General features: G+C 67.9%; 14 protein-coding genes. 9 read left to right on the forward strand and 5 right to left on the reverse strand.

What is annotated here, in order from left to right; all coding sequences use genetic code 11:
- Position 1 precedes the first annotated feature (1 nt).
- Positions 2-787: a glucosamine-6-phosphate deaminase gene (nagB, locus tag FS507_RS09505; RefSeq protein WP_145942537.1), complete on the forward strand. Its 786-nt coding sequence runs from the start codon at positions 2-4 to the stop codon at positions 785-787.
- Positions 788-789: 2 nt separating this feature from the next.
- The gene (locus FS507_RS09510; protein WP_145942538.1) at positions 790-1,950 is read left to right on the forward strand and encodes an N-acetylglucosamine-6-phosphate deacetylase; all 1,161 of its coding nucleotides are present in this window, start codon (positions 790-792) and stop codon (positions 1,948-1,950) included.
- Here FS507_RS09510 and FS507_RS09515 read toward each other — a convergent pair.
- Positions 1,931-3,097: an acyl-CoA dehydrogenase family protein gene (locus FS507_RS09515; protein WP_145942539.1), complete on the reverse strand. Its 1,167-nt coding sequence runs from the start codon at positions 3,095-3,097 to the stop codon at positions 1,931-1,933. The two genes, FS507_RS09510 and FS507_RS09515, sit on opposite strands and share 20 nt — an antisense overlap.
- A gap of 221 nt (positions 3,098-3,318) precedes the next feature.
- Between FS507_RS09515 and FS507_RS09520 the strand changes: the two genes are divergently transcribed.
- Both FS507_RS09520 and FS507_RS09525 read left to right on the forward strand, forming a co-directional pair.
- The gene (locus tag FS507_RS09520) at positions 3,319-3,951 is read left to right on the forward strand and encodes a ClpP family protease (protein WP_145942540.1); all 633 of its coding nucleotides are present in this window, start codon (positions 3,319-3,321) and stop codon (positions 3,949-3,951) included.
- Between the two features lies 1 nt (position 3,952).
- Positions 3,953-4,558, forward strand: a complete 606-nt coding sequence (locus FS507_RS09525; protein WP_145942541.1) for a ClpP family protease — start codon at positions 3,953-3,955, stop codon at positions 4,556-4,558.
- Here the strand turns inward: FS507_RS09525 and FS507_RS09530 are convergent.
- Positions 4,530-4,835, reverse strand: a complete 306-nt coding sequence (locus FS507_RS09530; protein WP_145942542.1) for a helix-turn-helix domain-containing protein — start codon at positions 4,833-4,835, stop codon at positions 4,530-4,532. The two genes, FS507_RS09525 and FS507_RS09530, sit on opposite strands and share 29 nt — an antisense overlap.
- Positions 4,836-4,992: 157 nt before the next feature.
- On the opposite strand from FS507_RS09530, the gene FS507_RS09535 reads away from it, so the two are divergent.
- Entirely contained in the window at positions 4,993-5,598 is a 606-nt protein-coding gene (locus FS507_RS09535) for a dihydrofolate reductase family protein (protein WP_145942543.1), read from the forward strand.
- On the forward strand, positions 5,591-6,151 hold the full coding sequence (locus FS507_RS09540; protein WP_145942544.1) for a pyridoxamine 5'-phosphate oxidase family protein: 561 nt from the start codon (positions 5,591-5,593) through the stop codon (positions 6,149-6,151). Before FS507_RS09535 ends, FS507_RS09540 begins: the two co-directional genes overlap by 8 nt.
- A 68-nt stretch (positions 6,152-6,219) precedes the next feature.
- Here FS507_RS09540 and FS507_RS09545 read toward each other — a convergent pair whose 3' ends face one another.
- Genes FS507_RS09545 through FS507_RS09555 form a run of 3 tightly spaced genes read right to left on the reverse strand, consistent with a single transcriptional unit; the run spans position 6,220 to position 9,487 of the window.
- Positions 6,220-7,284: an isopenicillin N synthase family dioxygenase gene (locus FS507_RS09545; protein ID WP_145942545.1), complete on the reverse strand. Its 1,065-nt coding sequence runs from the start codon at positions 7,282-7,284 to the stop codon at positions 6,220-6,222.
- Positions 7,281-8,489 (reverse strand): amidohydrolase family protein, encoded by a 1,209-nt coding sequence (locus FS507_RS09550; protein WP_145942593.1) that lies wholly within the window; start codon positions 8,487-8,489, stop codon positions 7,281-7,283. The genes FS507_RS09545 and FS507_RS09550 overlap by 4 nt, the downstream gene beginning before the upstream one ends.
- Before the next feature lie 56 nt (positions 8,490-8,545).
- A complete protein-coding gene (locus tag FS507_RS09555) occupies positions 8,546-9,487 on the reverse strand; it encodes a PDR/VanB family oxidoreductase (protein ID WP_145942546.1) in 942 nt (313 codons plus the stop codon).
- 491 nt (positions 9,488-9,978) lie between these two features.
- On the opposite strand from FS507_RS09555, the gene FS507_RS09560 reads away from it, so the two are divergent.
- From FS507_RS09560 to FS507_RS09570, 3 genes are all read left to right on the forward strand, one after another.
- Positions 9,979-11,307: an amidohydrolase family protein gene (locus FS507_RS09560; RefSeq protein WP_145942547.1), complete on the forward strand. Its 1,329-nt coding sequence runs from the start codon at positions 9,979-9,981 to the stop codon at positions 11,305-11,307.
- Positions 11,308-11,426: 119 nt separating this feature from the next.
- A complete protein-coding gene (locus FS507_RS09565) occupies positions 11,427-12,155 on the forward strand; it encodes an ABC transporter ATP-binding protein (protein WP_186314631.1) in 729 nt (242 codons plus the stop codon).
- Positions 12,152-13,072 carry an ABC transporter permease gene (locus FS507_RS09570; RefSeq protein WP_145942549.1) on the forward strand — a complete coding sequence of 307 codons (921 nt, stop codon included), beginning with the start codon at positions 12,152-12,154 and terminating at the stop codon, positions 13,070-13,072. The genes FS507_RS09565 and FS507_RS09570 overlap by 4 nt, the downstream gene beginning before the upstream one ends.
- Positions 13,073-13,087: the final 15 nt, after the last annotated feature.

Genomic DNA, 13,087 nt, shown 5'->3' on the forward strand with positions numbered 1-13,087 from the left:
CATGGAAATCGTCATCCTCCCGGACGCCGACGCCGCCGGCGAGCTCGCCGCAGACGCCGTGACCGCACTGATCGACCGCACGCCCGACGCCGTCCTCGGCCTCGCGACCGGTTCCTCCCCTCTGCCGATCTACGACAACCTCGCCGCACGCAACGACGCCGGGGAGATCTCCTTCGCCAGAGCCCGGGCATTCACCCTCGACGAGTACGTCGGTCTCGACGCCGGGCACCCTGAGCGGTACGCCAACGTCATCCACAAGGAGTTCACCTCACGGGTCGACTTCGAGCCCGGGTCCGTCCAGGGCCCCAACGGCCTGGCGACCGACATTCCAGCCGCCTGCCAGAGCTACGAGGACGCCATCCGCGCCGCGGGCGGGGTGGACCTGCAGATCCTGGGCATCGGCACCGACGGCCACATCGCCTTCAATGAACCTGGTTCCTCCCTGGCCTCCCGCACCCGCATCAAGACCCTGACCCGCCAGACCCGCATCGACAACGCCCGCTTCTTCGACGACGATCTCGACCAGGTCCCCACCCAGTGCCTCACCCAGGGGCTCGGGACCATCATGGAGGCGCGCCACATCGTGCTCGTCGCCACCGGGCAGAACAAGGCCGAGGCCGTCCACCAGCTGGCGGAAGGCGGCGTCAGCGCCCTGTGGCCGGCGACGATCCTGCAGCACCACCCGCACGTCTCCGTCCTGGTCGACGAGGCGGCCGCAGGACGCCTCCAACTGGCGAACTACTACCGCCAGACCTACGCCGCCAAGCCCGTCTGGCAGGGGTTGTGAGCGTGCTCGTCACCGCGGACGTCCTGGTCACCGGTGAGGAGGTGCTACGTCCCGGTTGGATGGAGATCACCGGCGGCACCGTCACCGCTCTCGGCCGGGGCGAGCCGCCGCGGCCCACCACAGACGGTGACCTGGCGTTCGGCGCGGCAACCGTCGTCCCCGGGTTCGTCGACATGCACGTCCACGGTGGTGGCGGCGGCGCATTCCCCGTCGCCACCGACGAGGAGACCGCGACCGCCGTCGCGATGCACGCCGCCCACGGGACGACCACGATCATGGCCTCCCTGGTCTCCGCCCACCCCGGGGAACTGCTCCGCGAGGTCGACGTGCTGTCCGGGCACGTCCGCGACGGTCTGGTCGGTGGCATCCACCTCGAAGGGCCGTGGCTGGCACCGTCGAAGAAGGGCGCACACGACCCCACGGCACTGCGTCAGCCCGGGCATCCGGACGCCGGGGAGCTCCGCCGGGTCCTCGACACCGCCCGCGGTACCGTGCGCATGGTCACCCTCGCCCCGGAACTGGACGGGGCTCTGGACGCCGTCCGGCAGGTCGTCGACGCCGGTGCGGTCGCCGCCGTCGGACACACCGACGCCTCCTACGAGCAGACGCTCTCCGCCATTGACGCCGGCGCACGGGTGGGCACCCACCTGTTCAACGCGATGCGCCCGGTCCACCACCGAGAGCCCGGGCCCGTCACCGCGCTGGTCGAAGACCCGCGGGTCACCGTGGAGATGATCGGCGACGGGGTGCACCTGCACCCCTCGCTCTACCGTGGCGTCTGTGACCTCGTCGGACCAGACCGGGTCACTCTCGTCACCGATGCCATGGCCGCCGCCGGCATGCCCGACGGCAGCTACCGGCTCGGCACACTCGGCGTCGACGTGTCCGGCGGCGTCGCACACGTGGCGGGCACCGACACGATCGCCGGCAGTACCGCCACCATGGACCAGCTCTTCCGGTTCGCCGTCCGCCACAGTTGCGCGGGTCCCGACGCAGCACTGCTGCAGGCGGTCCGTCAGACCTCGGTGAACCCGGCGCGGACAGTGGGCTTCCCCACCGTGGGCCTGCGTGTCGGGGGACGCGCGGACGTGGTCGTCCTGGACGCCGGTCTGCAGGTCACCACCGTTCTCCGGGGTGGAGAGGTCATTTCCCCGCGTTCTTGAGCAACTGGCGGGCCAGCACCAGCTTCTGGACCTCGCTGGTTCCCTCGTAGATCCGGAACAGGCGGGCGGCCCGGTAGAATCGTTCCACCGGCACGGTGCGCATGTACCCCATGCCGCCGTGGATCTGGACGCCCCGGTCGGCGACCCGGCCGAGCATCTCACTGGCGTAGAGCTTCGACGCCGACGGGCCGAGCTTGCGGTCGGTGCCGTCGCGGTAGTCGCGGGCGGCGTCCAGGGCGAGTGCCCGGGCGGCACGGAGTTCGGCGTAGGACTCCCCGATCATCCCCTGGACCAGCTGGAATGTCCCGATGGGCTGCCCACCCTGGGTGGCGGTCGCGGCATGCTGCACCGATTCGTCGAGAATGCGCTGGGCCTGGCCCACACAGATCGCGGAGATGTGCAGCCGGCCCTTCGCCAGGGACGCCATCGCCGCCCGGAATCCTCCCTCCTCCTGCCCACCGATCAGTCGGTCGGCGTCGACCACGACGTCGTCGAAGAACAGCTCACTGGTCCAGGCGCCTTCCTGGCCCATCTTCCGGTCATGCGGGCCTACGGTCACGCCGGGCGCGTCGGTGTCCACGAGGAACGCCGAGATCCCTTTTGTCCCGCTGGCGGACGGGTCCGTCCGGGCGAAGACGACCAGCACCTGCGACAACTGGGCGTTCGTGATGAAGCGTTTCGACCCGTTGATCCGGTAGGTCGAGCCTTCCTTCACTGCGGTGGTGCGCATCCCTCCCGGGTCGGATCCCGCACCGTCCTCGGTCAGGGCGAAGGAGGCTACGACCTCGCCGGAGGCGAGCTTCGGCAGCCACGCCTGTTTCTGCTCCTCGGTACCGTAGTTGACCAGCACCTGGCCGGCGATGCCGTTGTTCGTGCCGAAGAGGGAGCGGAACGCCGGGGTGGTGTATCCGAGCTCCATGGCCAGCTGCACGTCCTGCACCGGGTCGAGACCTAGCCCGCCGTACTCCTCAGGGATGGCCCAGCCGAACAGGCCCATCTGACGGGAGTCGGCGATGAGTTCATCGGGTATCCGGTCGTCCTGCTCGATCTGCTCTTCCAGGGGGATGACCCGGTCGTGGACGAAGTCGCGCACCGCGTCGAGAATGTCCTTGAAGTCATCGGCGTCTACTGCACCTGCTGCTGTCATCGTCGTTCCTCTCCATAACAAATACTCAGTAGTATTCATCATAGAACCCCGTGACGCCGCACTGCCCACGTGCGGTCATGCGGGCGTACCGGATCCGACCATGCCTCGGCAGTGACGGACCGCTTTCGGCACGCTCCCACGGACGGCGATCCGCTCACAGCGGATCCGCTGTCGGCAGCAGGCCATTGCCCGGCGCCGCGGTCGTGCGCAGTGTGGTCACCATGTCAGAGAACAACCCGGACCCCACCCGCATTCTGGACCAGGAGATCTACCGCGACCTCTATGAACGTCGCGTCGTCGTCCTCGGTGACGCCCTGGAACAGGACACCTCCAACCGCCTGTGCACCTCCCTGCTGCTCCTCGCCTCCCGCGACGCCACGGCGGACATCGTCCTGCTCATCAACTCCCCCGGCGGCTCCGTCCCCGGCATGCTCGCCATACGCGACACCATGCGCGGCATCCCCAATGACGTCGCCACCGTGAACATCGGCATGGCCTACAGCGCCGGGCAATTCCTGCTCTCCGCCGGAACCCCCGGTAAACGTTTCGCCCTACCGCACGCCAAGGTGCTGCTGCACCAGGGCTCCGGCGGCATCGGAGGCTCCGCACAGGACATCGAGATCCAGGCCGCCGACATGCGGCACACCCGCGACACCGTCCTGACCTGCATCGCCGACGACACCGGCCAACCCCTCGACAAAGTCACCCGCGACTCCCTCCGCGACCGCTGGTTCACCGCCGAAGAAGCGAAGGACTACGGTTTCATCGACCGGGTCACCGACGACCTCACCCTGATCACCGGCCCGGACGGACTGACGACCCGGCGCACGACACTCGGCCTGGGGGTGAACTGACATGACCAGCTACCCGATCCCCTACGTCACCACGTCGACGCCGAGCGGCGAGAAGACCGTCGACATCTACAGCCGGCTGCTCGACGAACGCATCATCTACCTCGGCACACCGGTCGACGACGGCGTCTCCAACACGGTCATCGCCCAGCTGCTCCACCTGGAAAGCGACAACCCCGACGCACCCGTCTCCCTGTACATCAACTCTCCCGGCGGATCACAGTCCGCGACGATGGCGATCTACGACTGCATGCAGTTCATCCGTCCCCGGGTGGAGACCACCTGCGTCGGACAGGCCGTCGCCTCCGCGGCACTGCTCCTCGCCGGCGGCACCCCGGGACACCGGTCGATCCTGCACAACGGTCGGGTCGTCCTCACCGCACCGGCGGCCGAAGGTGGCCGCGGCACGATCCCCGACCTGATCATCGAGGCCGAGGAAATGGAACGGATCCGGCGGCTGCAGGAGAGCATCCTCGCACGGCACTGCGGTCGGACCCCGGAACAGGTCCGCGACGACACCGAACGCCAGCTCGTCCTCACCCCGGACGCCGCAGTCGACTACGGCGTGGTCGACCGGATCCTCACGCAGCGAGAAGCACCGGCCCACTAGGAGCCGCCGCCGACCGCACCAGCTCGAACGACGACTTCCCCAGTGCCCCCGCGACGGCCTCCAGCACCTCGGAGGACGGGTCCTTCATGCCCCGTTCCAGCTCCGAGAGGTACTGCGGGGAGATACCGGCCCGCTCCGCGGTATCCCTGAGCCGGTCATGCCGAGCGGTGCGCTGGCGCCGGATCTCCTCCCCGAGCACCTCGCGCCAGAGCGTCGCGGGCTCTCTGCGGAGGCGAAAGGGGACCACGGTGTTGTCGGTGTTGTGCTCGGCGTCCATGGCGCCATCCTACGGCGGGCCCTCGCCCGCCGCCGCACCTGCGCGATCCTGGGGTGGGTTACCGAATCTGCTCTCCGCGGCCGGCGGACACCGGATCCGGTAACCCAGGCCAGGATCGGACGTAGGCTATGGGCACACCACACCGGAGAGGCACACCATGGGCCAGCTGATCTATTCAATGCTCGTCTCGGTCGACGGCTATGTCGCCGACCGGGACGGCAACTTCGACTGGGCGGTACCGGATGAGGAGGTGCTTTCCGTCATCAACGCCGACACCGCCGCTGTACGCACCTACCTGTACGGCCGACGTACGTACGAGATGATGCACGTCTGGGAGACCGATCCGGACGCCGCCGCCCAGTCGGATGAATCAGCCGCATGGGCGAAGATCTGGTGCGAGGCACAGAAAATCGTCTACTCCACCACACTGCCGGAGGTGTGGACACGGCACACCCGCCTGGAACGCGAGTTCCGCGCTGCCGACATTCGCCGGCTCAAGGAGGCTGACGGCGACCTGACCGTGGACGGACCGACCCTCGCCGCCGAGGCGCTGCGGCTCGGACTCGTCGACCAGATCCACATGCTGGTCTGCCCCGTCACCGTCGGAGGAGGCCTGTCCATGCTGCTTGACCTGTCGCTGTCCCTGTCGCTGCGCTCCACACAGAGCTTCAGCAACGGGATGGTGCAGCTGAAGTACGACGTGAAAAACACCGAATATACAGAAAACACAGATAATACAGACAACGAGAGGCTCCATGACTGACCCCGCCCGACTCTTCACAGACCATCTCGACGACTCCCCCACCCTGATGACCCTGGCCACGGTGGGCGAGGACGGATACCCACGCACCCGAACCGTCAACGTCAACGGTGTCCGGGACGACGGCGGAGTGCTGTTCCACACGGACGCGCGGTCACGGAAAGTGCGTGACATCGATGCCGGTGGCAAGGCCTCGCTGACGGTGCTGACCACCGACTTATCCCGCCAGGTCACCGCGATCGGTGATGTCACCCGCGCAGACGAGGAGACTGAACGTGCCGTCTACGCAGGCCAGCCCCGCTACCTTCAGCTGCTCGCCTGGCTGAATGACCGCGGCCTGGCGCAGGAGGACCGGGCGGAGAGGCATCGGCGGTGGGCCGAGTTCGACCGTGACAACCCGGACCTGGCAGAGCAGGATCCGCCGTCGACCTGGGCCGTGTTCGCCGTGGTCCCCCGCGAGTACCTGTTCTGGAAGGGGGACGACGAGGGGCCGTCACGCCGGGTGCGGTACACGCGTACCAGTGACGGCTGGGAGACGGAGATCCTTCCCGGTTGAGGGCGGGGACTCTTGATCGTGGACCCTGCGGCCCCAATGTAGCCGGAGCGGATACCGGCCGGGCACGGTCACCGTCTCGATGCACGCACCCGCTCCGACTCACGGGCGGTGTCGGAGGAGTTGCTCTCCAGCGAGCGTGAACCGCCGAGTTTGCGGGCCACATGCTCGCCCACGGTCATCGGCTCATAGCGCGAGGGATGCTCATCGTCGACCATGCCGGGCAACGGCCCGACGACGGCATCGACATTGCCGTCGTGGAAGAAGGCCGCGGACCGGCGACGCATGATCGTCCCGTCGACCACCGGTGGACGCACCCGGTGCAGCGTCGACCTCCACTGGTCGTTGGTCAGCCTGGCGGTGACGTCACCGAGATTGACCAACAGGGCGCCGGGTTCGGGCAGCACGTCGTTCCACGTTCCGTCCTCTCCGAGGACCTGCAGACCGGCGACCCGGTCGGCCCACAGGACGGTGACGATGCCGTAGTCGGTGTGCTCACCCATACCTGTCAGCTCCCCGTCGAGCTCCACGGCCTGGCCGGGATCCAGCGCGTAGTTGATGGTGCGCAGGACGTCGATGGAGTGGTCGGTCAACGAAGTGATCGTGCCGCGGGGCACGTCGAGTGCATCCTCGAAAATGATGGTGAGTGTCTCGGCGACGTGCTGGGCCGCGGTGAACCAGCGTTCCAGGTTGGCCCGGAAATCCGCCATGGCACCGTCGGTCTCGGTCGGCCACACATTCTCCGGATAGTCGGCCGCGGGCAGCGAGAGGCCGGGGACGCCGGCGAAGTCACTGGCCTGGGTACCGATATTGAACGCCTCGAAGAAGTCATTCATCCCGGTCGCGGACTCCACCCCGAGTGACAGGGACAACCGTTCGGACTTCGGTGGCGAGTAGCCGCGGTTGATCTCGGGAGGAGTGACGGTGCGCTTCTTCACGTCGAGGTCGCGCAGGAAGAAGGCGTCGAGAGCGTCAGCCAGGCCGTCCCAGGTGTCCGGGTCGATGCCGTGGCCGGTGAGCTGTATGAAGCCGACCTCCCGGGCGGCGGTGTCGACCTGGCGGGCGACGCTCTCCCGCTCCCGGGCCGTACCGTCGACGGTATAGGGTGTGATGTCAATGACAGGGACGTGGATCATGCTGTTCTCTCCTTGATCATGGTGTTCAGGTGTGTTGCGAGTCTGCGGGAGTCTGCGGTGAGCAGGACGCCGTCGCGGACGACCCAGCGTCCGGCCACCATGACGTCACGGGGGCGGCGTCCGGGTCTGGCCCACAGCAGTCCGGCGTCGGGATCGTGGACACCGGCGTCGGCGACGTCGCCCATGTCCCAGACGCACAGGTCGGCCGGCGTTCCGGGGACGAGACCGCCGAGCTCGGGACGTCCCAGCCCGGCTGCCGAACCTGAGGTGGCCATGGCCAGGGCGTCGGATGCGCTGACCGGGGAGCCGGTCAGCCCGGAGACCTGGACGGCGAGCCGGGCGTCGGCGAGGAGGTGTCCGCCGTCGTTGCTTCCGCCGCCGGACGTCCCCAACCCCACGGTCACGCCCCGACGCAGCAGGTCGGCGACCGGGGCGAGGCCCCATCCCATGGGAACGTCGCAACCCGGCGCATGGGTGACGGCGACCCCGGACTCTGCGACGCGGGCGATCTCGTCCGGTGTGACGTCGCAGAGGTGCGCGAGGGCCACACCCGGTTCGAGCCACCCCCAGTCGTCGAGCAGTTCCAGAGGACGTCGTCCGTACTTGTCGGCGGCGACGGCGACGTCGACCTGTTCATTGGCCTGCGTGCGCCGCAGCAGGCCGAGGTCCCGGGCGGCCTCGGCGAGGGCGGCGAACGTCTCGGGCCCGTCGGTGTGCACGCCGGACGGGCCGACGGCGAGCTGCAACATGGCCGGGTCGAATTCGGCGAAGGCGCGGTGGATGTCCCGGACGGATTCTGCCGTGGCGTCGGGGTCGTCGCCCGCTGTTCCGCGCACGAAACACAACCGTGCCCCGAGTTCCACGGCAGTGTCCGCAGCAGCCAGAGCCATCTCCACGGGGTCAATACCGGATGGCCAGGTCAGGTGGTGGTCGGCGACGGTGGTCACACCGCAGAGCAGGGATTCAGCGAGGCCCACGGCAGCCGCGGCCCTGGCGAGGGCAGGATCCACCGCGTAGTCGCGGTACGCCTGCGCCATCGCTGTCAGCCATTTCGTCATCGGGACGCCACGGGTCCCCGGCAGGGTGCGGAAAGCGGACTGGAGCAGGTGGTGATGGGCGTTGACCAGGCCTGGCGTGATGAGACAACCGGACACGTCGACCACCTCCGCACCGTGCGCAGGACCGTCCCCGGAGCCGCCGAGCATCCCGTCCCGCACCACCACGTCCGGCCCCGTCAGTGGATCTTTCAACAACACGGCACTCACAGGTCAAGCACCAGCCGTCCGGACCGGCAGCGGGAGACGCAGACCATCATCGACTCATTCTCACTGCGCTCCTCCGGTGTCAGCACGTTGTCCCGGTGGTCGACCTCCCCGGACACCACGCCGATCTCGCAGGTGCCGCAGACTCCCTCGCGGCAGGACGAGGCGAGCACCTTCCCCTCGCGCTCCAGGGTGTCCAGGAGGGAGATGTCCGACGGGACTGCGAAGGTCTCGCCACTCGTGGAGAGGGTGACGTCGAATGACGTGACCGTCCCGTCCCGGAGGTCGGGGGCGGTGAACTGTTCGACGAAGACATCCACGGCGGGCTGGTCCCCGACAGCGGCGATGATGTCGGCGGCGAGCGTCCCGGGCCCACAGACATATACGGCCGTACCACGCGGCAGACCAGACAACGCAGTGGCGAGGTCGAGACGTCCCGTGGATGAGCCGTGGAATGAAACCCGTTCCCCGTACTCCTCCCGGAGTTCGGGGAGGTACGGCATGTCCTCGGGCGTTCGTGCCAGACACCACATCCGCCACGGACGTCCGGACCTCTCGGCCTCCGCGGCGAGGGAAAGCATCGGGGTGACCCCGACACCACCGGCGATAAAGACGTAGTTCAGTGCGCGGGTCAATGGGAAGTGGTTCCTCGGCTCCCCGACCTCCACTGATGCTCCGACGACGGCATCCCGGTGCAGTGCCGCCGAACCGCCGCGTCCGCCGTCCTGCTCGGAGCACCGGTCGACGGCGATGACGTAGCTGTCAGGGGAACCCGACAAACACAGCGAGTACTGGCGGGTGACGGCTGAGCCGGGCAGATGGATGTCGAGGTGTGAACCGGCTGTCCACCTCGGCGGCGGGACGTTGTCGGGGAGCGCGAGGGTGAACTCGTCGACCCGCGGGGTGAGGGTGCGTCGGGCGGTGACGGTAGCGGTGGTCACGGGGTACCTCCATGAAGTCTGAGTACCCCAGCCCGGCACGTACGCGGACCACAGTAGCCCGACGAACAGGGGTCCGCGCAGGTCCAGGCGGCGAAAACCAGGGAATTAACCGAAGGTTTCACCACACCGAAACATCGTGCCGGCGTCCCTGCATTCTGCGGCGACGGGCGTCACTGAAGTGATCCGGGAGGGAAACAGCGGCGAAACACCCGCCCCATAGTCTGCGTAACTGCACGACGAATCCACACGCGGTGCACCACCGATGTCCCTGCCCCTACCCGGCCCCAGCCCGGCGCGGTACAGGACCAGGGCACGACAGAGCACTCCTGCACACCGCCGACTGACAGACACCGTCAGACACCGTCCGACACCGTCAGTTTCTGTCCTGCATGTCGAAACCAGACACATCACTGTTTTTTCGACTGCTGCAGCCGGCGATGACCTCCCCTCTGCGGCAGTCACACCCTGACCCGAGCCGGAGAGGAGGCACGATGACTGCAACTGAGATACCCGGCATCACCGATGTCACCGGACTGACCGGTGTCTCGGGAGTCCGGCTCGCCGGGAGGACCGTCGACATCACCTTCGACGGCCCCGTTGTCGGCGCCATCCGACCCCATGACCCCGACGCCTCAGAAAGCTTGCTCGACCTGTGCGGATACAGCATCATCCCCGCCACCGCGGATCCCCACGCACACCTCGACAAGTCACGTTCCTGGGACCTGGTCAACCCACCCGTCGGGGATCTCCCCGGCGCAGTGGACGCCTGGTCGATGGCCGCGGCGCGCTTCTCACAGGACGACATCCTGGCGCGGGCGCGCGGCACGGCACTGAGCATGCTCGCCGCCGGAACCACCGCGGTACGCAGCCACGTCGACGTCTACCCTCATCCCGTTGCCGACACTGTGACCGGCACAGACCCCTTCCGCGGTATCCGGGCCGTCAACCAGCTACGCCAGGAACTGGACGGGGTGATGACGCTGCAGATCGTGGCCCTCATCCCCGCCTCCACCCCGAACCCCTGGATTTCCCGGCTGGTCGCCGGGGCATTGGATGCCGGCGCCGACCTCATAGGAGGTGCCCCGCACCTCGCTGAGGATCCGATCGCCCAGACCGATGCACTCATCGACGCCGCCGAGGCCCACGCCGTGGGCTGTGACCTGCACATCGACGAGTTCACGGAGGCCGACCCGACCAGCTCGGGTGCGCCCCGTGTCCAGACCATCCACCACTACGCCGAACGCGTCACCGGATGGCCGGAAGGCCGCGACCGGGCGGCCGGGCACTGCTGCCGACTGTCCGGCATGACCGCGTCAGAACTCGACACCACCGCCGTCGAACTCCGTGCCGCGCACATGCCCGTCATCGCCCTGCCCGCCACCAACCTCTATCTCCAGGTCTCCGGCTCCCGCGGCATCGCGCCCTTGACCGCCCTGCGTGAGAAAGGCGTTCGGGTGGCCGCGGGCGGCGACAACGTCGCCGACCCGTTCAACCCCACCGGCCGCGCCGACGCCCTGGAGACCGCCTCTCTGCTCATCACCGCCGCCCACCAGACCCCTGACCAGGCACTCAAGCTGGTCACCACCGACGCCCGAGCCGCGATGGGCCTGCCGCCTGCCGGGCCGGTATCCGGCGCGAGGGCCGACCTGCTGTGTCTCCGCACCCCGGACGACTGGCGGACTGACTCGACAGTCTCGACAGACTCAGCCGTCCCGCTCATCGCCTCGGCACCGTCTGACCGGGTCGTCTTCTCGGCCGGACGACTCGTCGCCCGTACCACCTCCGTGACCACCTACCCCCACCTCCGGCCGTCCGTCTGACCGGTATCCGACCCGGACTGACAGCCCCGCACCCCGCGAAAAAGGAGAACACCGTGACCACTTCGACCGCCCCGACCCCCGCCACAACCACACCGCTGGTCAGTTTCGACGACACCGGCATGACTTTCACCTCCGGCACCTCCGGCAGCTCCGGTAGCGACGCGACGACCGCCCTGCACAGGGTGTCCCTCGACGTCACCCCCGGCGAGTTCATCAGCGTCGTCGGCCCGTCCGGCTGCGGCAAATCCACACTGCTCCGCCTCGCCTCCGGACTCGAGACCTCCACCGAGGGAGTGATGACCACCTCCACCGACCGTGTCGCCTACGTCTTCCAGGACGCCACGCTGCTTCCGTGGCGCACCGTCAGGGAGAACGTGATGCTGCTCGGTGAACTCGACGGACTGTCGAAGGCCGACCGCGAGCGGCGGTGCTCCGAGTCACTGGCCACCGTCGGTCTCGAGGGGTTCGAGGGACACCTCCCCCACCAGCTCTCCGGCGGTATGCGCATGCGCGTCTCCCTGGCACGCGCCCTCACCATCGAGCCGGAGCTCTTCCTCTTCGACGAACCTTTCGCCGCACTCGACGAAATCACCCGTGAACGGCTCGGTGTCGAACTCACCCAACTGTTCGCCGAGAAGCGTTTCGGTGGCCTGTTCATCACCCACTCGGTCAACGAGGCCGTGTTCATCTCCACGAAGGTGGCCGTGATGTCCGGACGCCCCGGAACCATCGTCGACGAGGTGGACGTCCCCTTCGACTTCCCCCGCGACCCGAAACTCCGGTTCTCCCCGGAGTTCACCGCAATCACCGAACGCGTCTCGAACTCACTGATGGAGGCCCACTCATGACCGCACCTGCCACCGAAAAGAAGACCCAGGACGCCCCGACCGGATCTGCTGCGGAGGCGGCGCAGTCTGCGGCGTCTGCATCATCGGCGCAAGCCACGTCCGGCTCCACCCCCACTGCCTCACCGTCACAGCGCCGGACGCCGCGCTCGATCCCCTTCGCCGGCATCGTCCTGCCCCTCGCCGTCTTCGGTGTGGTCATCGCCGCCTGGTACGCGGTAAGTTACCTTCTGCTCGACGAGTCCCGACGCTTCCTGATGCCGCCACCCCACGAGGTGATCACCGAGGGACTGTTCGGACCGTCTGCCGCCGAGATGTGGCAAGGACTCGGCCAGACCACCACCGTCGCCCTGACCGGTCTGCTCATCGCCGTGGTGATCGGCGTCACCTGGGCGATCGTGATGTCCCAGTCCCGGCGTGCCGAGACCGCCCTGTTCCCCTACGCGGTGTTCCTCCAGTGCATCCCGGTGCTGGCCCTGGTGCCGCTGGTGGGGTTCTGGTTCGGGTTCGGTTTCTCCGCCCGCGTCTTCGTGTGTGTACTGATCGCACTGTTCCCGCTGGTGTCCAACACGCTCTTCGGCCTGAAGTCCGTGGAACCGGGCATGCGCGATCTCTTCGCCCTGCACCACCCGTCCCGTCTGACGGTCCTGCGCAAACTCGAACTGCCTGCCGCCATGCCGTCGATCTTCGTCGGACTGCGGACCTCCGCAGGACTGTCGGTCGTCGGTGCGATCGTCGGCGACTTCTTCTTCAAGCAGGGCACGCCCGGCATCGGGGTCCTGCTCGACAACTACCGCTCCCGCCTGCAGTCGCCCGAACTCTTCGCCGCCATCATCCTCGCCTCCCTGCTCGGTGTGGTCGTGTTCCTCATCTTCGGCTGGATCGGCAACCGCGTCGTCGGCCGCTGGTACAGCAAATAACTTTCCCGACCTTCC

Source organism: Corynebacterium glyciniphilum AJ 3170, assembly GCF_007673095.1.
Taxonomy (GTDB): domain Bacteria; phylum Actinomycetota; class Actinomycetes; order Mycobacteriales; family Mycobacteriaceae; genus Corynebacterium.

What these genes read in the sequence shown, in the direction of transcription:
- FS507_RS09550 (WP_145942593.1), bottom strand. Translation starts at nt 8,489, where the DNA reads ATGCTCGGCGGCTCCGGGGACGGTCCTGCGCACGGTGCGGAGGTGGTC.
- FS507_RS09540 (WP_145942544.1), top strand. Translation starts at nt 5,591, where the DNA reads ATGACTGACCCCGCCCGACTCTTCACAGACCATCTCGACGACTCCCCC.
- FS507_RS09515 (WP_145942539.1), bottom strand. Translation starts at nt 3,097, where the DNA reads ATGACAGCAGCAGGTGCAGTAGACGCCGATGACTTCAAGGACATTCTC.
- nagB (WP_145942537.1), top strand. Translation starts at nt 2, where the DNA reads ATGGAAATCGTCATCCTCCCGGACGCCGACGCCGCCGGCGAGCTCGCC.
- FS507_RS09535 (WP_145942543.1), top strand. Translation starts at nt 4,993, where the DNA reads ATGGGCCAGCTGATCTATTCAATGCTCGTCTCGGTCGACGGCTATGTC.
- FS507_RS09570 (WP_145942549.1), top strand. Translation starts at nt 12,152, where the DNA reads ATGACCGCACCTGCCACCGAAAAGAAGACCCAGGACGCCCCGACCGGA.
- FS507_RS09560 (WP_145942547.1), top strand. Translation starts at nt 9,979, where the DNA reads ATGACTGCAACTGAGATACCCGGCATCACCGATGTCACCGGACTGACC.
- FS507_RS09530 (WP_145942542.1), bottom strand. Translation starts at nt 4,835, where the DNA reads ATGGACGCCGAGCACAACACCGACAACACCGTGGTCCCCTTTCGCCTC.
- FS507_RS09545 (WP_145942545.1), bottom strand. Translation starts at nt 7,284, where the DNA reads ATGATCCACGTCCCTGTCATTGACATCACACCCTATACCGTCGACGGT.
- FS507_RS09520 (WP_145942540.1), top strand. Translation starts at nt 3,319, where the DNA reads ATGTCAGAGAACAACCCGGACCCCACCCGCATTCTGGACCAGGAGATC.
- FS507_RS09565 (WP_186314631.1), top strand. Translation starts at nt 11,427, where the DNA reads ATGACTTTCACCTCCGGCACCTCCGGCAGCTCCGGTAGCGACGCGACG.
- FS507_RS09525 (WP_145942541.1), top strand. Translation starts at nt 3,953, where the DNA reads ATGACCAGCTACCCGATCCCCTACGTCACCACGTCGACGCCGAGCGGC.